At 68.8% G+C, this 21,968-nt stretch carries 19 protein-coding genes, 2 tRNA genes and 1 riboswitch; of the genes, 11 read left to right on the top strand and 10 right to left on the bottom strand.

Annotation, left to right across the window (positions count from 1 at the left end):
* Positions 1 to 116: 116 nt before the first annotated feature.
* Both FHS74_RS19955 and FHS74_RS19950 read left to right on the top strand, forming a co-directional pair.
* A complete protein-coding gene (locus tag FHS74_RS19955; RefSeq protein WP_184803995.1) occupies positions 117 to 893 on the top strand; it encodes a competence/damage-inducible protein A in 777 nt (258 codons plus the stop codon).
* Positions 894 to 968: 75 nt separating this feature from the next.
* Positions 969 to 1,055: transfer RNA gene (locus FHS74_RS19950), tRNA-Leu, on the top strand.
* Positions 1,056 to 1,074: 19 nt separating this feature from the next.
* On the opposite strand, the gene FHS74_RS19945 is transcribed toward FHS74_RS19950, so the two are convergent.
* A complete protein-coding gene (locus FHS74_RS19945; RefSeq protein WP_184803992.1) occupies positions 1,075 to 1,335 on the bottom strand; it encodes a hypothetical protein in 261 nt (86 codons plus the stop codon).
* Between the two features lie 170 nt (positions 1,336 to 1,505).
* On the opposite strand from FHS74_RS19945, the gene FHS74_RS19940 reads away from it, so the two are divergent.
* On the top strand, positions 1,506 to 2,663 hold the full coding sequence (locus tag FHS74_RS19940) for a patatin-like phospholipase family protein (RefSeq protein WP_184803989.1): 1,158 nt from the start codon (positions 1,506 to 1,508) through the stop codon (positions 2,661 to 2,663).
* Between the two features lie 25 nt (positions 2,664 to 2,688).
* Here FHS74_RS19940 and FHS74_RS19935 read toward each other — a convergent pair whose 3' ends face one another.
* Positions 2,689 to 3,111, bottom strand: a complete 423-nt coding sequence (locus tag FHS74_RS19935) for a YccF domain-containing protein (protein ID WP_184803986.1) — start codon at positions 3,109 to 3,111, stop codon at positions 2,689 to 2,691.
* A 216-nt stretch (positions 3,112 to 3,327) separates the two neighbouring features.
* Between FHS74_RS19935 and FHS74_RS19930 the strand changes: the two genes are divergently transcribed.
* Entirely contained in the window at positions 3,328 to 4,593 is a 1,266-nt protein-coding gene (locus FHS74_RS19930) for a PQQ-dependent sugar dehydrogenase (RefSeq protein ID WP_184803981.1), read from the top strand.
* Positions 4,594 to 4,740: 147 nt separating this feature from the next.
* Positions 4,741 to 5,025 (top strand): hypothetical protein, encoded by a 285-nt coding sequence (locus FHS74_RS19925; RefSeq protein WP_184803978.1) that lies wholly within the window; start codon positions 4,741 to 4,743, stop codon positions 5,023 to 5,025.
* Between the two features lie 116 nt (positions 5,026 to 5,141).
* Here FHS74_RS19925 and FHS74_RS19920 read toward each other — a convergent pair whose 3' ends face one another.
* Entirely contained in the window at positions 5,142 to 5,798 is a 657-nt protein-coding gene (locus FHS74_RS19920; protein WP_184803975.1) for an HAD family hydrolase, read from the bottom strand.
* A gap of 288 nt (positions 5,799 to 6,086) precedes the next feature.
* On the opposite strand from FHS74_RS19920, the gene FHS74_RS19915 reads away from it, so the two are divergent.
* Together FHS74_RS19915 and FHS74_RS19910 are read left to right on the top strand one after the other, a co-directional pair.
* Positions 6,087 to 8,192 (top strand): S9 family peptidase, encoded by a 2,106-nt coding sequence (locus FHS74_RS19915; protein ID WP_184803972.1) that lies wholly within the window; start codon positions 6,087 to 6,089, stop codon positions 8,190 to 8,192.
* A 76-nt stretch (positions 8,193 to 8,268) separates the two neighbouring features.
* Positions 8,269 to 9,339 (top strand): COX15/CtaA family protein, encoded by a 1,071-nt coding sequence (locus tag FHS74_RS19910; RefSeq protein WP_246463253.1) that lies wholly within the window; start codon positions 8,269 to 8,271, stop codon positions 9,337 to 9,339.
* Positions 9,340 to 9,535: 196 nt separating this feature from the next.
* On the opposite strand, the gene FHS74_RS19905 is transcribed toward FHS74_RS19910, so the two are convergent.
* Both FHS74_RS19905 and motA read right to left on the bottom strand, forming a co-directional pair.
* Positions 9,536 to 10,138 carry a DJ-1/PfpI family protein gene (locus FHS74_RS19905; RefSeq protein WP_184803969.1) on the bottom strand — a complete coding sequence of 201 codons (603 nt, stop codon included), beginning with the start codon at positions 10,136 to 10,138 and terminating at the stop codon, positions 9,536 to 9,538.
* 377 nt (positions 10,139 to 10,515) lie between these two features.
* Positions 10,516 to 11,376 (bottom strand): flagellar motor stator protein MotA, encoded by an 861-nt coding sequence (motA, locus tag FHS74_RS19900; protein ID WP_184803966.1) that lies wholly within the window; start codon positions 11,374 to 11,376, stop codon positions 10,516 to 10,518.
* 181 nt (positions 11,377 to 11,557) lie between these two features.
* A riboswitch (TPP riboswitch) is annotated at positions 11,558 to 11,668 on the top strand.
* Here motA and thiO point away from each other — a divergent pair.
* From thiO to FHS74_RS19880, 4 genes are all read left to right on the top strand, one after another.
* Positions 11,664 to 12,836 (top strand): glycine oxidase ThiO, encoded by a 1,173-nt coding sequence (gene thiO, locus FHS74_RS19895; protein ID WP_343066965.1) that lies wholly within the window; start codon positions 11,664 to 11,666, stop codon positions 12,834 to 12,836. (Overlaps the previous riboswitch by 5 nt.)
* A gap of 158 nt (positions 12,837 to 12,994) precedes the next feature.
* Positions 12,995 to 13,198: a sulfur carrier protein ThiS gene (thiS, locus tag FHS74_RS19890; protein WP_184803963.1), complete on the top strand. Its 204-nt coding sequence runs from the start codon at positions 12,995 to 12,997 to the stop codon at positions 13,196 to 13,198.
* The gene (gene thiG, locus FHS74_RS19885) at positions 13,191 to 13,964 is read left to right on the top strand and encodes a thiazole synthase (RefSeq protein WP_184803960.1); all 774 of its coding nucleotides are present in this window, start codon (positions 13,191 to 13,193) and stop codon (positions 13,962 to 13,964) included. Before thiS ends, thiG begins: the two co-directional genes overlap by 8 nt.
* Positions 13,961 to 14,554: a thiamine phosphate synthase gene (locus tag FHS74_RS19880; protein WP_184803957.1), complete on the top strand. Its 594-nt coding sequence runs from the start codon at positions 13,961 to 13,963 to the stop codon at positions 14,552 to 14,554. The genes thiG and FHS74_RS19880 overlap by 4 nt, the downstream gene beginning before the upstream one ends.
* A gap of 206 nt (positions 14,555 to 14,760) precedes the next feature.
* Here the strand turns inward: FHS74_RS19880 and polA are convergent, their stop codons facing one another.
* The 5 genes from polA to FHS74_RS19855 all read right to left on the bottom strand — a co-directional run bounded on the left by polA (position 14,761) and on the right by FHS74_RS19855 (position 21,922).
* On the bottom strand, positions 14,761 to 17,766 hold the full coding sequence (gene polA / locus FHS74_RS19875; protein WP_184803954.1) for a DNA polymerase I: 3,006 nt from the start codon (positions 17,764 to 17,766) through the stop codon (positions 14,761 to 14,763).
* A gap of 205 nt (positions 17,767 to 17,971) precedes the next feature.
* Positions 17,972 to 18,048, bottom strand: a tRNA-Arg gene (locus tag FHS74_RS19870).
* 107 nt (positions 18,049 to 18,155) lie between these two features.
* A complete protein-coding gene (locus tag FHS74_RS19865; protein WP_184803951.1) occupies positions 18,156 to 18,530 on the bottom strand; it encodes a hypothetical protein in 375 nt (124 codons plus the stop codon).
* An 82-nt stretch (positions 18,531 to 18,612) separates the two neighbouring features.
* Positions 18,613 to 18,972: a heavy metal-binding domain-containing protein gene (locus FHS74_RS19860; RefSeq protein ID WP_184803948.1), complete on the bottom strand. Its 360-nt coding sequence runs from the start codon at positions 18,970 to 18,972 to the stop codon at positions 18,613 to 18,615.
* 169 nt (positions 18,973 to 19,141) lie between these two features.
* Positions 19,142 to 21,922, bottom strand: coding sequence for a M1 family metallopeptidase (locus FHS74_RS19855; protein WP_184803945.1), 2,781 nt, complete (start codon positions 21,920 to 21,922; stop codon positions 19,142 to 19,144).
* Positions 21,923 to 21,968 lie beyond the last annotated feature (46 nt).

Below are 21,968 nucleotides of genomic sequence, written 5' to 3'. Positions count from 1 at the left end.
GGCGTGAATGGGGGCCAGGGCGGCGGTCGCGGCGGTTGGCGGCGGGGCGTTTCCCCCTATAATCCCCTGTCCGTTCCGTCCCCGGCCCGTCCCGGCCTTTCAGGAAGCCCGCCCCCATGACCGTTGCGCCCGCGACCGCCGCCCCCACCGCCTGTCTTCTGATCATCGGCAACGAAATCCTGTCCGGTCGCACCCAGGACGTGAACCTGAATCACCTGGCCAAGGTGCTGGGGGGGATGGGCGTGCGGTTGAAGGAGGCGCGGGTGGTGGCCGATGACGAGGCGGCGATCGTCGAGGCGGTGAACCAGACCCGCGCCCGCTACACCTATGTCTTCACCACCGGCGGCATCGGCCCCACGCATGACGACATCACGGCGGCCTGCGTCGCCAAGGCTTTCGGGGTGCCCCTGCTGCGCGATCCGGAGGCGGTGCGCCGGCTGGAGGCGCATTACGCCGCCAGCGGGCGGGAGTTGAATGAGGCGCGGCTGCGCATGGCCAACGTGCCGGAAGGCGGCATCCTGATCGACAACCCGGTCTCGGCCGCGCCCGGCTTCCAGGTCGGCAACGTCTTCGTCATGGCCGGGGTGCCATCCATCATGCAGGCCATGCTGGCCGGGCTGACCAACCGGCTGGTGGGCGGGCCCGTCGTGTTGGCCCGCACCGTGCGTTGCCTGGTGGGCGAGGGGGACCTGGCGGCGGGCCTGGGCGCCATCCAGGATCGCTATCCCGACGTGGACATCGGCAGCTACCCCACCTACCGCGAGGGGCGCTTCGCCACCAGCCTGGTGCTGCGCAGCCCGGACGCCGTCCGCCTGTCGGCGGCGACGGACGAGGTGGCGGCCCTGGTGCGCGGCAAGGGGGCGGAGGCCGAGGTGGTGGAGGGGGCCGCGTGAGCGGGCAAGGGCCTCAACCGGCCTTGCCCTGCACGCCCCACCTCCGCTAGTTTCCCAGCGACCGCGACCCTGGATGCCCGCTTGGCGGAATAGGTAGACGCAAGGGACTTAAAATCCCTCGCCCTCACGGGCGTGCCGGTTCGATCCCGGCAGCGGGCACCATGGGTGGGGCCTTTCCCTGTTACTGGTCCCGGTCTTCGGCCATGTCCTCGGCCAGTTCGCTGGCCAGGTCAACGAACAGGCCGGGGTCGACGGTCAGGCCCTGGGCCTCGTTGATGCGCACGAAGATGCGCCAGGCGTGCAGGATGGCGACGTCCAGGATGGTGTCGTCGGCCTCATCCGAATGCTTGTCGGTGATGCCCTGTTCCTCCAGGGCCGCCTTGATGTCCAGGTCGGCGGCTTCCAGCACGGCTTCCATGGCGCGCTTATGGGGGGTGGACATGGTGGCAACTCCTTGAATAACAATCATATGCTTATGGCGTGATGCCCGGCGCCGCGTCCGCGCGACAGCCGGGTCCGAAACCATCATAGCGGATGGTGCGGGGGCGAAGCCATGCGCGGGTTTAAGCGCCGTTTCAAGGCGTATTTCAAGCGGACGGGAAGGAGGATGGGGTGGCGCGTGCCTTGCGTTTCCTGGCTGGGCCGGAGGCCATGGCCCGTCTGCGCCGCGATGGTGTGTCCGATGCCTTGTTCGGAACCATGGCGGGGGCCTCGGGCGGACCCAAATGGCTGGCGCTGACCCGGCTGGACCGCGCCATCCTGTCCCGCTGGTTCAAGGGCCGTACCCGGCCGTTGGCCATGGTGGGCAGTTCCATCGGCAGCTGGCGCTTCGCCGCCATGGCGCGCCACGACCCGGGCGAGGTGCTGCGGCGGTTCGAGGACGCCTATCTGGCGTATGTGCCGTCCGACGCGACCATGCCCACCCTGACGCGGGAAAGCCGGGCCTTCCTGGACATCATCCTGGGGTCGCCGTCAACGGGCGACAGGAGCGGCGGCGGCGAGGGGGACCGCAAGGGCGCGCGGGAAATCCTGGCCCATCCCTGCATGCGTCTTTTCGTGCTGGCGGTGCGGGGCCGGGGGATGCTCAGCGCCCGCCACCCGGCGGCGTTGGCCGCCGGTATCGGCGCGGCGGGTCTGGCCAACCTGGTCAGCCGCCGTAGCTTGCCCCTGTTCTTTCAGCGCACCCTGTTCGCCGACCCGCGCGGCGCCGATCCCTTCGACCTCACCGCCGGCTTCCCCACCCATCGCGTGGCCCTGACCACCGCCAACATGGGCGACGCCCTGATGGCCTCCGGCGCCATCCCCTTCATGCTGGATCTGGTGCGCGATATCGGCGGCGCCGGCCCCGGCGCCTACATGGATGGCGGCATCATGGACTATCACCTGGACATCCCGTTCACACCGGGTCCGGACCTGTCCGACGCGGCCGACACGCCGGATAGGCCCGACCTGGGGGGCGGCGACCTGGTGCTGTTCCCCCATTTCGGGCCCAAGGTGGTGCCGGGCTGGTTCGACAAAAGTCTGTCCTGGCGGCGGCCGGCCGCCGCCTCCCTTGCCCGCACCCTGCTGCTGTGCCCGTCGGCGGAGTTCCTGGCGGCCCTGCCCCATGGCAAGATTCCGGACCGCCGGGACTTCACGGCCTTGGCCCCGGTCCAGCGCCAACGCTATTGGCGCCAGGCGGTGGCCGAGACCGACCGCCTGGCCGATGAGTTCCTGGACGCTGTGGACCGCGACCGCGTTCCGGATTTGCTGGAGCCCTTGCGGGGGTGACGCCCCTCCGGTGCCGCGCGGCACTTCAGTACCGGGGCATCCCCAAGCTCTCCACCGGCACGATGGCCTTGCCGATGGGGGCCAGCGCCAGGCCGGCGAACTTGAAGTGCTGGAAGCCGAAGGGAATGCCGATGATGGTCACGCACCACAGCAGGCCCGCGACCAAATGGTACAGCGCCAGCCACCAGCCGGCGAACAGGAACCACAGGACGTTGCCCAGGAAGCCCAGCGGGCTGGTGCCCATATCCTCCTGGCCCGTCAGCAGGCGGCGGTCCACCGCCACCTGTCCGAAGGGCCACAGCACGAACAGCCCCATGTTGAAGGCGGCCCGGGCCCAGGGGATGCCGACGATGCTGATCACCATGAGGATCGCGGCCAGGAACCAGGCCAGCGCCCCGGTGAAGCCGAACAGCACCACCCATAGAATGTTCATCAGCAGGCTGATCATGTCGCGTGAGCCCTGGTTCGTTGCGTCAGGGGGATCATTCCCCAAGCCGGCCCTCCCGTCCAGGACCACAGGGGGCGGGCGCCATGGGGCCACCCCCGCGCCCCTGGTGGAGGGCGGTTTCGGCAGTCCGGCATAGGCCCACTTGCGATCTTGCGAACATGGTTGAAGTCCCCGAGAGTGACAACGCTATTACTTCCCCGCATCCCCGAGCGACACATGCGCCGCAACAGCCTTGCCGTCCTGTCCGTCCTCAGTCTTGGGCTGGGCGCCCTGGCGCCGGCCTGGGCGGCATCCCCAACCGACAACCCTGAGCAGAAGGTGGGGCAGCGCATCCAGATCCGCGCCGCCGATCTGCCGGCGCCCTATGCCACCGAGGGGGTGGGCAATTCGTCGGAGGAGGTGGCGCGGCCGGCCGACGCCACCCTGAACGTGCCCAAGGGTTTCACCGTCTCCGTCTTCGCCACGGGGCTCAGCCACGCCCGCAACCTGACCGTCGCCCCCAACGGGGACGTCTTCCTGGCCCGCCAGGCCAATCCGGGGGAGATCACCTTGCTGCGCGACGCCAAGGGCACGGGCAAGGCCGATGAGGTCATCACCTTCGCGGCCGGTTTTGACCGCCCCTACGGCATCGAATTCCACGATGGCTATCTGTGGGTGGGCGACATCAGGGCGGTGTGGAAGATCCCCTACAAGGACGGCGACACCAAGCCGGCGGGCGACCGCGTCCAGGTGACGCCGGACGGCGCCTTGGGCCAGCCCAAGGGCCACCCCACCCGCACCCTGGAATTCGCGCCCGACGGCAAAAGCTTCTTCGTCGGCATCGGTTCCCTGAGCAACATCGCCGAGGATCCGCGGCCCCACGCCACCGTGACCGAGTTCAACATGGATGGCTCGGTCAAGCGCGTCTTCGCCTCGGGCACCCGCAACCCGGTGGGCCTGCAATTCTACCCCGGCACCGACGACCTCTACGCCGTGGTGAATGAGCGTGACGGCCTGGGTGACGGCCTTGTGCCCGATTACATGACCCGGTTGCAGCCCGAGGGCTTCTACGGCTGGCCCTATTCCTACATCGGCAACCATCCGCAGCCGGACTTCGCCGACAAGCGGCCTGACCTGGTGGCCAAGGCCATCGTGCCCGACTTGCTGTTCGACGCCCACTCCGCCCCGCTGGGCCTGTTGTTCTACACCGGCCACCAGTTCCCGGCCGACTACCAGGGGGGCGCCTTCGTCACCCTTCATGGCTCCTGGAACAAGGCGAAGCCCACCGGCTACAAGATCGTCTATGTGCCCTTCACCCATGGCCGCCCCGCCGGCCACTATGTGAACTTCGCCACCGGCTTCTGGCTGCCCGGCACCAACCCGGCGCAGGTCTGGGGCCGCCCCGTGGGTCTGGCCCTGGCCCATGACGGCAGCCTGCTGGTGGCCGACGATGTCGGCGGCACCGTCTGGCGCATCAGCTATCACGCGAAGGGCAAGTCGTAAGCCGTTCTATTGGCAAGAGTCGCCGGGTGTTCAGAGTCCAGATGCCAAGGGAAGGGGGCCGGTGGTGGGCAAAAACTGCCCGCCGCGCCCTTGTCCAGCTTGCGAAATGAGCGTATATGAGGGCTGTGGTCAAAGGAGGCCATTCCCATGTCTATTGGCGGAATCAACTTTTACAGCTCGGGTTACGGCGCGACCTTCCTGACGCCAGGCGTCGGGTCGACCAACGCCACCGGCAACACGCCGCAGGTTCAGCCCGTCACCCCGGTCAAGACGCAGGGGACGACGGACCAGTCGACCGACCAGGCCAATACCGACAACACCGCGTCCAACAGCAGCAGCGCCAGCTTCAACCTGAGCCCCACGCAGGATCAGATCAAGGCGGCGTCGGACACGGGGCGCACCCGCGGCGCGTTCGTCAACCTGACGGTCTGACGGAACGCCGCTTCTCAGGGCGCTCTGCGCCCCACCCCGGACAGGGGCTTCGCCAAGGGTCGACAGCAATCGCTGCCGGCCCTTTTATTTTTGGCGTTTCCGGATGGGGGGGACGGTCAGGCCGCCACCCAGCGCCGGACCTCATGCAGGTCGGCCGCCACGCGGCACAGGGCCTCGATCTCCGCCGTCGGTGCCAGCAGGTCGGGCACCATCACCGCCATCATGCCGGCGGCGTGGGCGGCGCGGATGCCGTTGTGGCTGTCCTCCAGCGCGATGCAGTGCCGGGGATCGACGTCCAGGGCCGCCGCCGCCTTCAGATAGGGCTCCGGGTGCGGCTTGCCCTGGCTGACATCGTCGCCGCCGACGAAGGCGCGGAAGCGGTGGGCGATGCCGGCCTGGGTCAGGTGGTGCAGGGCGCGTTCCCGCTGGGTGCTGGTCGCCACCGCCATGGGAATGCCCGCCGCGTCCAGGTGGTCCAGCAACTCCCGCACCCCGGCCATCAGCGCGATGCCGGCGTCGAAATGCGCCTGGATGGCCCCACGGTACAATTCGGTGAAGCGGTCGAATACCGTTTCACCCCCGAAATGATCCACCAGCATCTGCCGCACCGCCGGATAGGGCCGGCCGATCAGCGTGCCGTAGAAGGTTTCGGTCAGGGGACGCTCAACCGTCACCGCGGCGGCCATCATGGCGCCCCGCAGGGGACGTTCGCTGTCGATCAACAATCCGTCCATATCGAAGACGGCGGCCTGGATGGCGCGGGGAAACGACATGTCGGGGCCTTGGGTGTGGGGAAAGCGGGGTGCGGGGAGAGCTGGATGGATGCCGCCTGGGATACCGTGGCCCCGCCGCCGCCGCCAGTGCCGGGGCGGCATGGCAGGTCCTTGGCTGAATAACTAAACTTATGCGTGTTGTTTTTGGCTGCAATGTCTCAACCATAGGAAAGCCTTGTGGGCATGGCACCCACCCGCTTGGCCCGTCTTGCCGCATGCACCGCCCTAACCATATCGTTGCGATCCAGTTTCACCGCCCGCAATGGCGTAGCCCAGGTGCCTTCATCCATGTCCGTCTCCGACGCCCCGTTTCGTCAATCCGCCTTTCCCCAGCCGCCTGTGGCCCGGGCCTGGCCGGTGGAAAAGACCGCGCACGGGGAGGTTCGGGTCGACCCCTATGACTGGCTGCGCGACCCCGCCTTTCCCGAGGTGAAGGACCCGGACATCCTGGCCTACCTCAATGCGGAGAACGACTACATCGACCGCGTGCTGGGTGGGGAGGGGGATTTGCGCCCCGCCCTGGTGGCTGAGCTGCGCGCCCGCATCAAGGAGGATGATACCGGCGTGCCCTACCGCCGCGACGGCTATTTCTATCAGTCGCGCTTCGCCAGCGGTCAGAACTACCCCGTGTTCGTCCGTTGGCCCGCCGGCTCGTCGCCCAGCGACAGTTCCGGGGAAGAGGTGGTGCTGGACGTCAACATTCTGGCGACCAAGCATGAATTCATGCGCGTGGCCGATTTGGAGACGACGCGCGACGGCCGCTATCTGGCCTACACCGCCGATACGGACGGATCCGAACGCTATGGCGTGCGGGTGAAGGACCTCACCACCGGCGAGGTCGTGCTGGAGGGGGCGGCGGACGCCACCCCGGGCGTGGCCTGGGCCGCCGATGGCCGGCACCTGTTCTATGTTCGCCAGGATGAGTTCCAGCGGCCGAAAACCGTGTGGCGCCATCGCCTGGGCACGGCCGTCACCGATGACGTCCTGGTCTATGAGGAGGCCGATCCGGCCTGGATGGTCAGCCTGGACGCCACCCTGTCCGGCCGCCATCTGCGCATCGTCGCCCACAACAACGTGTCGACCGAGGTGCGGCTGCTGGACGCCACCCAGCCGGAGGCTGAGCCGCGCCTGGTCCTGCCCCGCCGCCAGGGGCATGAGTACAATGTGGAGGATCAGGGCGACATCGCCTGGATCATCACCAACGATACCCACCGCAATTTCCGCCTGGTGAAGGCGCCGCTGGCCGATACCGCCGAGGCCAACTGGGTGGAGGTCATCGCCCCCGCCGACCGCACCTATCTGACCGGCCACATGGCCTTCCGCGACTGGCTGGTGGTCTACGCCCGGGTGGACGGCGCCCAGGTGGTGCGGGTGCTGGACAAGAACGGCGATGCCCACGACATCGCCTTCCCCGACGCGGCGTTCGAGGTCGGGCCCGGTGCCAATTTCGACTATGATGGCGGCCTGCTGCGCCTGCGCTATCAGTCGCTGGTGACGCCGCCCACGGTGTATGACTACGACCTGAAGGACCGGACGCTGGCCATCCGCAAGGTCCAGGAAATCCCCAGCGGCTACGATGCTGATCAATATGTCAGCGCCCGGCTGCTGGCGACGGCGCGGGACGGCACGCTGGTGCCGGTATCCATCGTCCACCGCCGTGACTTTCCCCGCGACGGGTCGGGTGCCCTGCACCTCTACGCCTACGGCGCCTACGGCCACGGCATCGACCCCTATTTCTCCGCCAGCCGCCTGGGCTTGCTGGACCGGGGCTTCGCCTTCGCCATCGCCCATATCCGCGGCGGGGACGAGCTGGGCCGCGGCTGGTACGAGGACGGCAAGCTGGAGAACAAGGTCAACAGCTTCACCGACTTCATCGACGTGGCGCAATTCCTCGCGGCCCAAGGTTACGCCAAGGCCGGCAACATCTCGGCCGAGGGCGGCAGCGCCGGCGGCCTGCTGATGGGTGCCGTGGCCAACATGGCGCCGGACGGCCTGTTCCGCGCCGTCGTCGCCCAGGTGCCCTTCGTCGACGTGGTCAACACCATGCTGGACGACAGCCTGCCCCTGACGGTCATCGAGTATGACGAGTGGGGAAACCCCAACGAGCCGGACGTCTATCAGCGGCTGAAATCCTACAGCCCGTATGACAACGTTGTGGCCAAGCCGTATCCCCACCTGCTGATCACCGCTGGCCTCAGCGACCCGCGTGTCACCTATTGGGAACCGGCCAAGTGGGCGGCCAAACTGCGCACCCTCAAGACCGACGATCACGTCCTGCTGTCGCGCACCGAGATGGGCGCCGGCCATGCCGGGGCCGCCGGCCGCTTCGACAAGCTGAAGGAAATCGCCCTGACCCAGGCCTTCCTGCTGCGCGCGTTCGGCAAGGGGCTGTAAGGGGGATTTGTCGGGGGGCGGGGTTCGGCCTATAGTTCGGGCCAACCCCGCACCTTCGTCAAAAGGCCGTAGTCCCTTGACCGTCACGCCTTTTCCCATCGCCCACGCCCGCTCCCCCGCTCGTGTGGCACCCCACCGCGCCATCGGCATCTGGTTGCTGGTCTGCGCCGGCCTGGTCTTCGCCATGGCCGTCATTGGCGCCATCACCCGCCTGACCGAAAGCGGCCTGTCCATCACGGAATGGAAGCCGGTGACGGGCGCCCTGCCGCCCCTGTCGGAGGCGGCCTGGGCGGAGGAGTTCGCCAAGTACCAGGCCACGCCTGAATTCGCGCTGAAGCACAGCGGCATGGATGTGGCCCAGTTCAAGGGCATCTTCTTCTGGGAATGGTTCCATCGGCTGCTGGGGCGCGTGATCGGTCTCGCCTTCCTGCTGCCCTTCCTGTTCTTCGCCGCCACCCGCCGCGTGCCGCGCGCCCTGGCGCCGCGCCTCGTCGGCCTGTTCGTGCTGGGGGGGCTGCAGGGGGCGTTGGGCTGGTACATGGTGAAAAGCGGCCTGGTGAACCGGCCGGACGTCAGCCACTACCGCCTGGCGGCCCATCTGTCGCTGGCGGTGCTGATCTATGTCGCCATGCTGGCCACGGCGGTGCCGCTGCTGTTCCCGGCCGCCAGCGGTGCGGCGCATTCCGCCCGCGCCGCGCTTCGCCGCCATGCCGGCGTCGCCATGGCGCTGGTCGCCACCACCATGGTGTGGGGCGCCTTCACCGCCGGCCTGGATGCCGGCCAGGCCTACAACACCTGGCCGCTGATGAACGGGACCCTGGCGCCGGAAGAGATGTGGAACCTCAGCCCCGCCTGGCTGAATTTCCTGGAGAACACGGCCGCCGTGCAGTTCACCCACCGCTGGCTGGCCATCCTGACCGGGCTGGTGGTGTGGTCCTACACCGTCCGCGCGCTGGGCGCCGGGGTGCAGGGCCGGGTGCGCAGCCTCGCCATCGCCGTGGCCGCGATGGTGCTGGTGCAGATCAGCCTGGGCATCAGCACCCTGCTGATGTTCGTGCCGGTGCACGTCGCCGCCACCCACCAGGCGGGTGCGCTGGTCCTGCTGGGCCTGTTCACCTGGACGGTCATGGAATATCGGCGCGCTTAAGCCCTGGGCCCTTGCCTGAAACGGCCGCGACGGCGGCCGCCGCAGGGTTCCGGGGAACGAATTGGACTGGAACCCGAGGAAGCCCAAGGCGCGGATGCGCCTGCCCGGCGATTGAGGGAGTTTCAAGAAAGCGCAAACAAAAAGGGCGCGAAGCCGGATGCCTCGCGCCCTTTTTCAATCCGATGCCGGGGCCTGATCAGGCGGCGGCGGCCTTTTCGGCCTGCAGCTGGCGGCGGTACTCGATGGCGTCGGCGAAGACGCGCAGCATGGTCTCGATGAACTCCGGCACCACTTCCTCCGGACCGCGGGCGGTCAGCAGGTGGCGGTCGATGTTCATGTTCTGGCCTTCCTCGGCCACCCAGGTGGCGCCGGCGGCCTCGGCGGCCTCGCGCACGGCGTCGTTGCCGGTCACGGTGCGGCCCTTCAGGCGCTGGGCCACGGCCAGCAGCTGGACGCCATGGTTGATGGCGGCGACGCCCTTGCCGGCGTCCATGAAGCTGCCGACGATGCGGCGGGTGTGCGGGTTGTTGGCCAGCTTGGTCACGCTGCGCTCACCGCCCGGCAGGACCAGCAGGTCGAAGTCGGCGGCGAGCACTTCGCCCATCTGCTTGTCCGTGGGGAAGTAGTGGCCCCAGGAGGTGCCGTGCCAGCCGTTCACCAGACCCTGCTCGGGCGAGATGATCTTGGGGGCGGCGCCGGCGCGCAGCAGGGCGCGTTGCGCCTCGGTCATTTCCACTTCTTCGAAGCCATTGGCGATGAGAATGGCAACGGCTTTTCCAGCGAGCGGCTGATCGGTCAAATTACGTCTCCTGTGTTGTTTCGGCGGCCCGATACCCGCCCGTCGCCGTTCCCCAGGGGACGGCGCCGTTGGCAAGGCACGGAGGGTGCTGCCTCGTGAAAATGGCCACCCAGGAACGGGTGGCCATGGCAAAGCGTCAGGCGCGGGCGGCTGTCGTGATGCATGCCGGGCCGATGGGATGACGCTCTATTCGCATGACATGCTAGTTGGCCTCTCAGGCGCCCGAGGTCAATCGCATTACGCCCGAATCGGCGTTGCGGTGCGGCATGGCTGGGTTGCGGACGCACCGCCGCCGTCTGGCACGGCGGCGGGCCGAGCGTCCCAATTCCTGAGATTGGCTTCCAGCCGGCGCCGTGCCGGCTACAGCTGAAGCGGCCCTAACTGATGGCGGAGAGCGCCTCTTCCAACTCATTGAAGTCGGGCATGTACTCCGTCGGCACCTTTTTTCGGGCCGCCTCGATGGAAACCTGGGGGGCGTAGCCCGCCAGGTGGGAGGTGATGGCCGCGCGGATGACGTGATAAAACTGGTTCTCCTCCTCCGCCAGGCCCTTCAACCGCGAGGCGATGGGCGCCAGGATGCAGTAGGAGAGGAAAATACCCATGAAGGTGCCGACCAGGGCGCCGCCGATCAGCTTGCCCAGGATCTCCGGCGGCTCGGTGATGGAGGCCATGGTCTTGATGACGCCCAGCACGGCGGCCACGATGCCCAGCGCCGGCATGGCGTCGGCCATGGTCTGGAAGGCGTGGCTGGAATGCAAATCCTCGTGCTTGGTCTTCTCGATCTCCTGTTCCATCAGCGCCTCCAGTTCATGCGGGTTGTCCACGCCGATGGAGAACATGCGCAGATAGTCCGCGATGAACTTGACCGTGAACGGGTCCTTCATGATCGAGGGGTAGGCGTTGAAGATGTTGCTTTCCAGGGGCTTTTCGATGTGCTGCTCGATGGCCAGCACACCCTTGGTCTTCATCGTCTTCAGGATCTGATAGAGCAGCGACAGCAGCTCCATGTATTCCTTTTTGTGAAACCGGGCGCCGGGGAAGATGCGCTTCACGGCGCCTAAGGATTGTTTGATGACGTGGGTGCTGTTGGCGACCATGAAGCCGCAGATGGCCGCCCCGCCGATGGTCATGAATTCGCCCGGCAGGGCCTCGATGATGATGCCGATCTTGCCGCCGAAAATAACAAACGACCCGAACACGCAGATGAACACGCCGAGCAGGCCGATGGCGGCAAACATGTGCGAACCTTGGTTGCTGTACCCCAATCCTCGCAGAGTCCAGACAATCGGCCTGCTTGTCAAACGCCTGATGGGATATGGATCGACCAAGCGGAACGCCCGGGGACGGTGAGGGGGCCGTGGGGGGGCCAGGCATGACGGCAAGACGCTTGAATTAGGCGACCGTGTCCGCCATCGTTCCCGCCATCGACTGGGGTGCCGTCCGCCTGCCCGTCAGGCCCCGCGGCTGAGATCACACCCATGGAACCTGCACCGGATCATGCCGGCGAAGGGAGATCGCGCAGATCGTGACCCATTTTCCGTTTGTTTCAGCCGCCCGGCCGCGCGTGGCCATCATCGGCGCCGGCTGTATCGGCCTGTCCATCGCCTGGCGGCTGGCCGCCGCCGGCGGCACCGTCGACATCTATGACCAGGGGAGCAGCGGCCGGGGCGCCACCCATGCGGCCGCCGGCATGCTGGCCGCCGCCGTGGAGACGGAACCGGGCGAACAGCCCCTGCTGCCCCTGACGCTGGACAGCCAGCGCCGCTGGCCCGCCTTCGCCGCCGAGCTTGAGGCCTATACCGGCCTGCCCGTGGATCTGCGCACCGAAGGCACCCTGCAGGTGGCGCTGACCCGGGACGATGTCGAGGTGCTGCGCGCCGGCTACGAATTCCAACGGGGCTTGGGCCTGAATGTCGCCTGGCTGACCGGCGCCCAGGTGAAGGAGCGGGAGCCGTGGCTGAACCCCCGGGCGGCCGCCGGCGTGCTGGGCGCCGACGATGGCCAGGTGGATAATCGCAAGCTGGCGGTGGCGCTGAAGGCCGCCGCGCTGAAGGCCGGCGCCCGCTTGCATGAGGATCGCGCCGTGGAGGCCCTGTCCGTCACCGGCGGCCGGGCCGATGGCGTGGTGGTGGGTGGCGAGGTACGGCACGCCGATGTGGTGGTGCTGGCCGCCGGCGCCTGGTCGCGCCAGCTGGCGGGCCTGCCCGACGGGGCGGTGCCGCCAGTGCGGCCGGTGAAGGGCCAGATGCTGTCCCTGCGCATGGACGCCGCCCAGCCCCTGCTGCACCACGTGGTGTGGCCGCCCAAATGCTATCTGGTGCCCCGCTTGGATGGCCGGCTGATCGTGGGGGCCACGACGGAGGAGAAGGGCTGGGACGACCGCCTCACCGCCGGTGGTGTGCTGGCCCTGCTGGAAGCCGCCTGGCGCGCCCTGCCGGGGGTGGAGGAACTGCCGATCGAGGAGATGTGGGTGGGCTTCCGCCCCGGCAGCCGTGACGACGCCCCCATCCTGGGGCCCGTGCCCGGTGTCGATGGTCTCATCATGGCCACCGGCCACCACCGCAACGGTATCCTGCTGACCCCGGGCACGGCCGATCTGCTGGCCCACCACATCCTGACGGGCCAGCTGGACCCGCTGCTGGCGCCCTTCGGCATCGACCGGTTCCAGGAACGAAAGACCAACGGCATGAGACTTTGACTTATGCCGTTGTAGGACGCGACTGCGTCCGCCGCAGGTTTCCGGGGAACGATAGTGGACAGGAAACCGAGGAAGCCCAAGGCCGCCTTCGCGGCCATAGTAAACTGGGGGCCGGCGGATGCCGGCGCCCGGCGATTGAGGGACAAGGAAATGCGCGCATGATCACCGTGAACGGCAAGGCCCGCGACCACGCGGACGGCCTGGACTTGGCCGCCCTGCTGGGGGAGGCGGGGGTGCAGGTGGGCGGGCGCGGCATCGCCGTCGCCATCAACGGCACCGTCGTGCCCAGGGCCCGCTGGGCTGAGCGCGCCGTGGCCGACGGCGACGCCATCGAAATCGTGAAGGTGCTGCAAGGTGGCTGACGATCTGTTCCATATCGCCGGCAAGGCGTTCTCCTCCCGCCTGTTCCTGGGCACCGCCGGCTATCCCAACCAGCAGGTGTTCCTGGACAGCCTGACGGCCTCGGGGGCGGAGGTCGTCACCGTTTCCATCCGCCGGGTGGACATGGCCGGGGGGGCCGAGGGCCTGCTGGACCTGCTGCAGGGCCGCGCCTGGCTGCTGCCCAATACGGCCGGCTGCGCCACGGTGAAGGACGCGGTGCTGACCGCCCAACTGGCGCGCGAGGCGCTGGACACCAGCTGGATCAAGCTGGAGCTGATCGGCGATCGCGAGACGCTGTATCCCGACGTGGAACAGCTGGTGACCGCCGCCGCCCAGTTGGTGGACGATGGCTTCACCGTCCTGCCCTATTGCACCGATGACCCCATCGTCTGCCGCCGCCTGGCCGATGTGGGCTGCGCCGCCGTCATGCCGCTGGGGGCGCCCATCGGTACCGGCCTGGGTATCCTGAATCCTTACAACATCGAAACGATCTGCGCGCGCAGCACCGTGCCGGTGATCCTGGATGCCGGTATCGGCACGGCGTCCGACGCGGCGCTGGCCATGGAACTGGGCTGCGACGCCGTGCTGCTGAACACGGCGGTGTCCAAAAGCACCGACCCGGTGCGCATGGCCGGCGCCATGGGGCACGCCGTGGCCGGCGGACGCCTGGCCCGCCTGGCTGGCCGCATCCCCAAGCGCCTGCGGGCGGAAGCGTCCAGCCCTGAGTTGGGGCTGATCGGCGGATGAGTGTGGGACTGCCTGTCCCGCCCCTGCTGGTGATCACCGACCGCCGCCAGGCGATCCTGCCGCTGCCTCAACTCCTGGACCGGGTGTTCGCCGCCGGCTGTCGCTGGGTCAGCGTGCGGGAAAAGGATTTGGCGTCCGGCGATCGTCTGGATCTGGTGCGTGAGCTTCGGCCCATCGCCCGGCACCATGGCGCCCTGCTGACGGTGCACGGCGACCTGACGGCGGCGGTTCTCTGCGATGGCGTGCACCTGGGGGCCGGTGGTGATGTGGCGGCCGCCCGCGCCCGCCTGGGCCCCCAAGCCCTCATCGGCATTTCCCGCCACCATCCGGAGGAAGGCCTCGGCGGCGCCGACTACGCCACCCTCAGCCCCATCTATGAGACGTCGTCCAAGCCGGGCTACGGCCCCGCCTTGGGGCCCCAGGCGCTGTCCCGCTTGCCCGGCGCGCTGGCCTTGGGCGGCATCACCCCCGCCAACGCCCTTGAGGTTCGCGTCGCCGGGGCCGCCGGCCTGGCGGTGATGGGCACTGTCATGCGCGCCGCCGATCCCGGTGCCGTCGTTCGCGACCTGCTGGCGGCCTGGGGCGGTTAAGCCGAACCAATGCGGGTCCGGAACTCTGCTTTCAGCGAGTCTCGGGTTTCCACTGTGCCCAAACCGGCCCGAAGCTGGTCAACAGCTGCTTGACAGCACTGTCGCAAGCGCTCCCTCTGCTCGGCCTCGCGCGGATCGATCCGCCGCCTTTCGTGATCGCTTACCGTCATTCGCTTTCTCCCAGGCTGCGGAAGGCGGGGGGGCGCCTAATGCGCCTCGCCCCAGCTGTGCCCCGTGCCGGCCTCGGCCACCAGGGGCACGCTCAAGCTGGCCGCCCCTTCCATCACCTGGCGCACCACGGGGATGGTGGCGTCCACCTCCGCCACCGGCACCTCGAACAGCAGTTCGTCGTGCACCTGCAGCAGCATGCGGCCCGTCAGGCCGGCGGTCGCCAGGGCGCCTGGCACGCGGGCCATGGCGCGGCGGATGATGTCGGCGGCCGTCCCTTGGATGGGGGCGTTGATGGCCTGGCGTTCGGCGAAGGCGCGGCGGGCGGCGTTGCTTTCCTTGATGCCCTGGATCCAGCACTGGCGGCCGAACAGGGTGGTGACGTAGCCCTTTTCCTTGGCCTCGGCCTTGGTGCGCTCGAAATAGCCCGCCAGTTCGGGGAAGCGCTCGAAATACTGCTTGATGAAGGCCCCGGCCTCGCCGGCGCCGATGCCCAGCTGGCGCCCCAGGCCGAAGCCGGAGATGCCGTAGATGATGCCGAAGTTGATGGCCTTGGCCTTGCGCCGGATTTCCGACGTCATCTGGTCCAGCGGCACGCCGAATACCTGGGATGCCGTCATGGCGTGAATGTCGATGCCGTCGGTGAAGGCCTGCTTCAGGGCCGGCACGCCGGCGATCTCCGCCACCAGGCGCAATTCGATCTGGCTGTAGTCGACCGACAGCAGCACATGGCCCTCCGGCGCCACGAAGGCGCGGCGGATCTTGCGCCCCTCCTCGGTGCGGATGGGGATGTTCTGCAGGTTGGGGTCGGTGGAGCTGAGGCGGCCGGTGGCCGTCGCCGCCAGCGCGAAGCTGGTGTGGACGCGGCCGGTGCTCTCCTCGATCTGCTGCTGCAGGGCGTCGGTGTAGGTGGATTTCAGCTTGGCCAGCTGGCGGTGGTCCAGCACGCGCTGCGCCACCTCCACGCCCTGCTCGGCCAGGGGTTCCAGCACGCTGCTGTCGGTGGAATAGGCGCCGGTCTTGCCCTTCTTGCCGCCGGGCAGGCCCATCTCATCGAACAGCACCTCGCCCAGCTGCTTGGGGCTGGCGACGTTGAAGGGGTGGCCCACCAGCAGGTGGATGTCCTCCTCCAGCTTGGCCAGGCGGCCGGCGAAGTCGCGCGACAGTTCGGCCAGCATGGCCCGATCCACCAGGATGCCGGCGTTCTCCATGGTCGCCACCACCGGCGTCAGCGGCCGGTCCAGCGTCTCGTACACCGTCACCAGATGGCGGCGCAGCACGTCGGCCTTCAGCACCTGATGCAGGCGCAGGGTGATGTCCGCATCCTCCGCCGCGTAGGCGCAGGCGCGGTCCAGGGGCACGCGGTCGAAGGTGATGCGGTTCTTGCCCGTGCCCGTCACCTCATCAAAGCTGATGCAGGTGTGGCCCAGATGGCGTTGCGCCAGCTCATCCATGCCGTGGCCATGCGCGCCGGCGCCCAGGGCGTAGGACAGCAGCATGGTGTCGTCGACGGGGGCGATGGCGGCCGGGCCGGGCGCGAAGCCGTGCCGGGCCAGGACGCGCAGGTCGAACTTCAGGTTATGGCCCACCTTCAGCACCGCCGGGTCGGCCAGCAGCGGCGCCAGCAGGTCGCGCGCCGCCGCCATCGCCATCTGTTCCGGCGGGGGCGGCGCCTCGCCGAAGTCGAAGCCGCCGGCTTGCTCCTTAGGCGCGTTTGGGTTGACGTGGCCCAGCGGCACATAGCAGGCGCGGCCGGGGGTGTGGGAGAGGGAGAAGCCCACCAGCTTGGCGCTGATCGGCGACAGGCTGTCGGTCTCGGTGTCGATGGCCACCGTGCCGGCCAGCGTCGCCTCATCCACCCAGCGCTTCAGCGTCGCCGCGTCCCGCACCAGTTCATAGGCGATCTCGGTCGGGGCGGGGATGGTGGGCTCACCAATGGGCGCCACCTCGGTGCTGTAGAAACGGCTGTTGTAGGCGGCGCGCACGGAATCGGCGCGCTGCTCCGCCCCGCCGACGGGCGTCGGGCTCAAGGTCAGGGCCGGCGCGGTGCCGCCGCCAGCCCCGGCGCCGGTGCCGCCGTTGGCCTTCAGGATCTCGGTCTCGACCTTCTGGATGGCGGAGCGGAAACCCTGCTCCCGCAGCCAGCCGATCAGCCGCTCGGGGTCGGGCTTGCGCGCCGTCAGGTTCTCCAGCGGCTCGGGCACCGGGACGTTGACCTCCAGGCGCACCAGCTGGCGGGAGATGCGCGCTATCTCTGCATGCACGGTCAGGGCCTCGCGGCGCTTGGGCTGCTTGATCTCGTGCGCCCGTTCCAACAGGGCGTCCAGGTCGCCGTACTCGGTGATCAACTGGGCGGCGGTCTTGATGCCGATGCCGGGGACGCCGGGCACATTGTCCACGCTGTCGCCGGCCAGCGATTGCACGTCCACCACCTTGTCCGGCGTCACGCCGAACTTCTCCAGCACCTCGTCGGGCCCGATGGTCTTGTTCTTCATCGGGTCCAGCAGGCCGACGCCGTCGGTGATCAGCTGCATCAGGTCCTTGTCGGAGGAGACGATGACGCAGTCGCGGCCCGCCTCGCGCGCCAGGCGGGCGTAGGTCGCGATCAGGTCGTCGGCCTCATACCCCTCCAGATGCAGGCAGGGCAGGTTGAAGGCGTCCACCGCCTGGCGGATCAGCTCGAACTGCGGGATCAGGTCTTCCGGCGGCGGCGGCCGGTGGGCCTTGTACTCCGGGTAGATGGCGTTGCGGAAATTCTCCCGCTTGCTGTCGAAGATGACGGCGACGGAGTGCACCTTCACATCGGCCAGCAGCTTCATCAGCATGTTGGTGAAGCCCAGCACGGCGTTCACCGGCGTGCCGTCCGGCCGGTTCAGGGGCGGCAGGGCGTGATAGGCCCGGAAGATGAAGCCGGAGCCGTCCACCAGGTACAGCGTGTCCTGCGTCTGTCCCACCACGGCCGGCAGGCCAGTGACGGGGGCGGGGGCGTCCGGGGCAGGGGGAATGGCGGTCGCGGCGGTGGGCGCGTCGGGGGTGTCGGCCATGGCGGGCATCTTCAAACGGTGCGTGCGGAGGGGCAGGGCGCGCGCAAGGGGCGCCACATCCCGGGACCGCACCATGGCCGATTGGCGCGGGGCTGTCGAGGGCGGCGGCCCGCTTCGCCCAACGATACGCGCCACGCGGGGCGTGCGACGGGGGCCGGTGGGAGGGAACAAGCCCTTTTCAAGGGCGGAACGCGAAGGGAGAAGGTGGCGGACCCGATACGATTCGAACGTACGACCTCTGCCTTCGGAGGGCAGCGCTCTATCCAGCTGAGCTACGGGTCCATGCCGGGCGACACGCCGGGTTTCCGGCGGCGCGGCGCGCACCATACAGCCAAGTTCCGGGCAATGCAAACCCTATGGTGGGGCTCAATGCCGGCCCCACCCTGCCGTCAGGGTTCCCGCTCCAGCCGGACATAGCGGCGTTCCATCCGGGCGGCGTTGAAATAGACGGCCACGGTGGCGCCGGTGGCGGGGTCGGTGAAGCGTTCGCCGGTGTCCTGCCAGCCGGGGCCGGGGGCGCCCCGGGTCAAGGGCTTGTAGCTCACCCGTTCCACGCAGGCGGCCAGGCATAGGAAGCCGGTGCCGATCAGCAGGCCGATGGGAAAGACGCTGACCATGTCCATCAGCCAGACCGCCAGGATGGCGGCGAAGGCCGCGGCGCTGCCGACCAACAGCCAGGTGCAGGCGGGCTGGCGGCTGTGACCGGATCGGGACTGGCCGGATCGGGATTGATCAGCTCCGAAATGGACATGCAGGACGGACATGGCGCTGCGTCTCCTTTCCCTGTTCGGGGGCGGGCGCCGGCTGGCGGGGCCCCCTGTGTGTGATGGGTGGTCCCAGGCGTGGCTAAAGGCGATCCTCCTGAAGTCCCGGGGGCGATCCCTGCGGGACGGGGTCCAGCACCACGGCGGTGCCGTAGGCGACGATCTCGCTCATGGTCTGGCCGATTTCCGAGCTGTCGAAGCGCATCATGACGATGGCGTTGGCGCCCATGGCGCCGGCATTGGCCACCATGCGGTCGATGGCCTGGCGGCGGCCCTCCTCCAGCATCTGGGTGTATTCGCGGATCTCGCCGCCGATCAGGGTGCGCAGGGCGGCGACGATGTTGCCGGCCAGGCCGCGGCTGCGCACGACCACGCCGAACACCTGGCCCTTCACCGCCACCACCTGGTGGCCGCACACACGTTCCGTCGTCACGACCAGCATCGCGCCACCGCCGTCATGGCGTCTCCTCCCCGCAGGGCGCGGGGGCGACCATCATTGGGCCGATCCCCATGGGGTCGACCGTCGTGGGCGCCTCCCGTCCCGTTAGGGGAAGCTTACGCCCACGACGGCGCCCGCGCCATGTATGCGATTGGACATGTGCGCGATCCGGTCAGCGCGCGGCCGGCTGTGCCGCCAACCAAGCGTCCACCTGCGGCAGGCGGTCCTGAACCACCTTGGCGCGGAAGGCAATCTCGCCACTGGCCTTGGCGATGCCCTGGCGGCCGCTGGCCGGCACGTGCGCCTCGGCATAGGCGGCGAGATCGGCGGCGCGGGCAGGGTCGGATGATTTCCGCGCGATGTCGGCGAAGAACTCATAGCGCTGCATCTGGTCCAGCGTGCCTTCCACCGCGTCGACATGGGCGGTGATGAAGCGCCACGCCAGGTCCGGGTTGGAGTCCGCCACGGCGCGGATGATTGAGGGCGCGGTGGTGGTCTCCACCTCCGGCGTCAGCGTCATATCCAGCACCCTCTGTGCCAGGGCTGGGTCGCGCACGGCCCCCAGGGCGACATAGAGCTGGCGGCGGGCCAAGGCGTCCGTGGTCGCCGAGGCCAGGGCGTGCAGGCGGGCGAAGGTGGCGGTGTCGGCATGTTGCGCCACCACGGTGATCACCGGCAGGCGGATGCCCGGCGGCAGGGCGGTGGGGTCGGTGGTGTCGGCCGCCAGCCGCCGCTCCGCCTCCGTCAGCGTTTCCGGGGCATCGACGGTACCCAGCGCGCGGATCAGCGCCGTGCGCGCCAGCCCCACCTTGTCCCCCTGGCCTGGCTGCGGGTCCCAGCCGATATGGGCCAGCACGGGGGCCAGCACGCCCCGGGCATAGGCGCGGAAGGCCGTCTGGCCCCCTCCCTGGTCCTGGCCCTGGCTCCGGCTTTCATAGTAGGCGTCCACATCCACCAGATAGTCGGCCACCTGCTGCCACACCGTGGGGTCGGCGTCGGGGCGCAGGGCGCGGATCAGGGCCAGGCTGTCGCTCATGGCCATCTGCCCCGCCTCGCCCAAGGCGGCGCTGTCATAGAGCAGGCCCAGCTGGTCGATGGCGGCCAGTTGGTCGACATGGTCGACCAGGGCCTTGAAGGCGGGCTCGCCATAGGCGACGCGGAAATAGCCGGTCTGGCCGGCATTGGCCAGCAGCGGCCCGCAGCCGGGCACGGTGGCCTTGCCGGTAAGGGCGGTCAGCAGCGCGTGCGTGGTGCCGCCGCCCACCGTGGCCAGCGGCACGGGAATGGCCCACAGCCGGTCGCTCAGATGGTATTGGTCGGGGATGGTCACGGGCTCGGTGGCGAAGCGGGCCTGGCGCAGGCTCACCTCCGTGCCGCCACCGGCGGCGTGCGCGGTCGCCGGGGCCGCCCCCTTCCGGCCCTTGGCTTTCGCCTTGGGCGCCCCGCCCGGCGCCCCGCAGGTGGCGTTGACCGTCACTAGGGGGATGCCGGGCTTGGTGACGAAGTCCGTGGCGATGCGCAGCACGTCCTTGGCCCCCGCCTCCTCAACCGCCTTCCACAGGTCGCGGGTGGTGGCGTTGCCGTAGGCGTTGCGCTTCATGTAGCGGCGTACGCCGTCGCGGAAGACGGTCTCGCCCACCGTCGCCTCCACCATGCGGATGACGGCCTGGCCCTTGTCATAGGTGATCTCGTCGAAGGCCTCGTCGGCCTCCGCCACCGAATTGATGGGCTGCACCACCGGGTGGGTCGAGGCGCGGGCGTCCTGGCGCTTGGCCCCCTCCATCGCCGGCATGGCCACCAGCCAGGGCGACCAATCGGGGTGCAGGGCCGCCATGGCCTTGGCCTCCATCCACGAGGCGAAGCCCTCGTTCAGCCACAGGTCGTCCCACCAGGCCATGGTGACCAGGTCGCCGAACCACTGGTGCGCCATCTCATGCGCCACCACCTGGAACACCCGCTGGCGGGCGGCCTCATCGGCCAGGGCGGGGTCCAGCAGCAAATCCTTCTCGAACGCCATGATGGCGCCCCAGTTCTCCATGGCGCCGAAGCCGCCGGCCCCCGGCGCGGCGATGAAGTCCAGCTTGGGCAGGGGATAGGGCGTGCCGAAATAGTCATTGTAGCGGGCCAGGATGGCCGTCGCCGTCTCCAGCGCGAAGCGCGCCTTGTCCACCGACCCGCGCCGCACCACCACGCCGATCTCCACATCGCCGGCCTGGGCGGTCACGCGTTCCACATCACCCACCCCCAGGAACAGCAGATAGCTGGACATGCGCGGCGTGGGCTGGAAATGAACCAGATGGCGGCCGTCGGCCTTGGCCTCGTCCGCCTTCACCGGCATGTTGGAGACGGCGGTCTGGCCGGCGGGCGCCATGACCGACAGGGTGAAGGTCGCCTTGGCCGAAGGCTCGTCCCAGCAGGGCAGGAAGCGGCGGGCGTCGCCCGCCTCGAACTGGGTCACCAGCATGCGGGCGGGGGCCGCGGCACCCGCCTTGGAGCCCCCATTGGCGCCGCCTTGCGCGTCCACGCCGGTATAGGTCAGCTGGAACAGGCCGCGCGCCGTCTTCTCGATCACCCCGCGATACGCGATGTCCACCGTGTGGTGGCCGGGCGCCAGGGGGGCCGCGGCGCCCAGCGTGGCGGTCTGGCTGTCCTTGTCCTGGGTGACGCTGGCGGCGGGATCGCCATCGATGGTGACACGGTCCAGCGTCAGGCTTTCGCTGTTCAGCACCACCGTGGGCGTCTGGGTGGCCACGTCGATGTCGATGTGGACCTCACCGGCGAAGGTCCCGGCCTCGACATTGGGGATGACCGTCAGGTCATAATGCAGGGGCGAGATGTTGCCGGGTAACCGGCCGTTGCCTGCCAGACAAATCGTCGTGCTGAGACATAAAGTCGCGGTCGCCGCCACAATAGTTTGGAGGGCGCCTTTAAAACCAGTCAAAGCCGTGGGCATCCAGCCACTCCTACACATGTATCGCGGGCGCCACTGCCGAGCGCTT

It is taken from the genome of Nitrospirillum iridis, from assembly GCF_014205765.1.
Taxonomy (GTDB): Bacteria; Pseudomonadota; Alphaproteobacteria; order Azospirillales; family Azospirillaceae; genus Nitrospirillum; species Nitrospirillum iridis.
This window is presented reverse-complemented; position numbering and strand designations above follow the sequence as displayed.

Coding starts and splice junctions, on each gene's coding strand:
- FHS74_RS19955 (WP_184803995.1), top strand. CDS start 117: ATGACCGTTGCGCCCGCGACCGCCGCCCCCACCGCCTGTCTTCTGATC.
- FHS74_RS19945 (WP_184803992.1), bottom strand. CDS start 1,335: ATGTCCACCCCCCATAAGCGCGCCATGGAAGCCGTGCTGGAAGCCGCC.
- FHS74_RS19935 (WP_184803986.1), bottom strand. CDS start 3,111: ATGATCAGCCTGCTGATGAACATTCTATGGGTGGTGCTGTTCGGCTTC.
- FHS74_RS19930 (WP_184803981.1), top strand. CDS start 3,328: ATGCGCCGCAACAGCCTTGCCGTCCTGTCCGTCCTCAGTCTTGGGCTG.
- FHS74_RS19925 (WP_184803978.1), top strand. CDS start 4,741: ATGTCTATTGGCGGAATCAACTTTTACAGCTCGGGTTACGGCGCGACC.
- FHS74_RS19920 (WP_184803975.1), bottom strand. CDS start 5,798: ATGTCGTTTCCCCGCGCCATCCAGGCCGCCGTCTTCGATATGGACGGA.
- FHS74_RS19915 (WP_184803972.1), top strand. CDS start 6,087: ATGTCCGTCTCCGACGCCCCGTTTCGTCAATCCGCCTTTCCCCAGCCG.
- motA (WP_184803966.1), bottom strand. CDS start 11,376: ATGTTTGCCGCCATCGGCCTGCTCGGCGTGTTCATCTGCGTGTTCGGG.
- thiS (WP_184803963.1), top strand. CDS start 12,995: ATGATCACCGTGAACGGCAAGGCCCGCGACCACGCGGACGGCCTGGAC.
- FHS74_RS19880 (WP_184803957.1), top strand. CDS start 13,961: ATGAGTGTGGGACTGCCTGTCCCGCCCCTGCTGGTGATCACCGACCGC.
- polA (WP_184803954.1), bottom strand. CDS start 17,766: ATGGCCGACACCCCCGACGCGCCCACCGCCGCGACCGCCATTCCCCCT.
- FHS74_RS19865 (WP_184803951.1), bottom strand. CDS start 18,530: ATGTCCGTCCTGCATGTCCATTTCGGAGCTGATCAATCCCGATCCGGC.
- FHS74_RS19860 (WP_184803948.1), bottom strand. CDS start 18,972: ATGCTGGTCGTGACGACGGAACGTGTGTGCGGCCACCAGGTGGTGGCG.
- FHS74_RS19855 (WP_184803945.1), bottom strand. CDS start 21,922: ATGCCCACGGCTTTGACTGGTTTTAAAGGCGCCCTCCAAACTATTGTG.